Source organism: Aneurinibacillus danicus (assembly GCF_007991215.1).
Classification (GTDB): domain Bacteria; phylum Bacillota; class Bacilli; order Aneurinibacillales; family Aneurinibacillaceae; genus Aneurinibacillus; species Aneurinibacillus danicus.
In genome coordinates this window covers 1-960 of record NZ_BJXX01000283.1, presented here as the reverse complement: position 1 = coordinate 960, position 960 = coordinate 1, and the positions used below count along the sequence as shown (strand labels likewise).

Here is a 960-nt window from a genome sequence, read left to right as displayed (position 1 = left end):
ATTGTATTCTATATTTTCTTAGCCAAACCCAGGGAAATACGTGTCTCTATTGCTTTTTTGTCGGCCACGTGATGTTCGTTTGGGTCGATACTAAATACGTTCTACCCATTTTTCATAGGAATGCCACAGATAACTTCGCAAGAGCCGAGACAACTGTACCAATGTCAGGTCTGCTTTCGTCTCCATTTTGATCAGAAGATGCAGACAATAGTAAATCAAAGCGATCAGAATCTGATTCGTTACAGCTTTTTCGCTTGTGCCATAAAAGGTCTTCACTTTTGTATGTTGCTTGAGCCATTTAAAAAACAGTTCGATGGCCCAGCGAGAACGGTACATGTCACTGATTTCTTCGACTTTTAGATCAAAACGATTCGTCAAAATAAGAAGCTCGTTGCCTTTTGTATCTACGGTTTTAATTAAACGCAGGACATTGTCCATTCGCTTCTGTGGTGTGCCGACCAGAACCATCTCGTCAGAAAGAACCGAACTGTTTTCTGGAAGTCGAAAAGAATGAAGCGTTCGTGTAACAGCGTTTTTCTTCAAACGCGTCACGAAAAAGATGCCATCATCACAATATCGATCAAATTTCTCATCGTCAACGTATCCACGGTCAAACACATAGGTCGCATCCGTTTCATCAATCAAAACATCCATCTGGGTGCGATCACTTGGCTTCGCTTTCGTTACGATCACTTTTTCAGGTACTACGTCTTCTTCGTTTTGAAAAACGAGACGAAGATGAATTTTGACCCCTGATTTTGTTTTGCGAAACGTTGCCCATTTGTACTTGGTTAAACAAAGGGAAATCGTAGAAGAGTCACTGATTTTCATGTTTTGTTTCCATACGCAGTGATATTGCGTATGGGGGCGAATTTGGCGAACCAGATCGAAAAACAGCACGGCAAGCGTGGCAGGATCGACTTGATTATGTTTACGTGACAATTGGGAAGCGCTTATGGA

1 protein-coding gene is annotated in these 960 nt (G+C 41.8%); it reads right to left on the bottom strand.

Features of this window, described 5'->3' with window-relative positions; genetic code table 11:
* Positions 1-90: 90 nt before the first annotated feature.
* Positions 91-960, bottom strand: an 870-nt coding sequence (locus ADA01nite_RS21755; protein WP_146812511.1) for an IS4 family transposase, incomplete at its 5' end; no start/stop codon positions are given.